Here is a 348-nt window from a genome sequence, read left to right as displayed (position 1 = left end):
TGTGGTCTATGACCAGCGCATCCTGAGCTTCAAGGGACTGGAAGCGGCGAGTCTCCTGACGCTCGATGGGCGGCTGACCATCCCGATGCAGATGGGCGCCTATCAGCGCACCGCCTTCTCGCGCGGCCACGGGCAGGCCGATCTGGTCCTGGTCAACGGCCAGTTCTATCTGCTGCTGGTCGTCGAGACCCCGCAAGCCCCGCCGATGGACCCCGACGGCTTCATCGGCATCGATCTGGGGATCGTCAATATCGCCACGGATTCCGATGGGGAGCGCCACAGCGGCGCGACGGTCGAGGCGAAACGCCAGCGCTACCAGCGTTTGCGCCAACGCCTTCAGGCCTGCGG

1 pseudogene is annotated in these 348 nt (G+C 65.8%); it reads left to right on the top strand.

The window, feature by feature from the left end:
• Positions 1 to 348: pseudogene (locus HW932_RS21560) on the top strand (RNA-guided endonuclease TnpB family protein); the annotation flags it as partial.

Origin of the sequence: Allochromatium humboldtianum, assembly GCF_013385175.1 — a bacterium.
In the GTDB taxonomy this organism is placed as follows: Bacteria; Pseudomonadota; Gammaproteobacteria; order Chromatiales; family Chromatiaceae; genus Thermochromatium; species Thermochromatium humboldtianum.
Note: the sequence above shows the minus strand (reverse complement) of the source record. Positions and strands in the feature narration are given on the sequence as shown.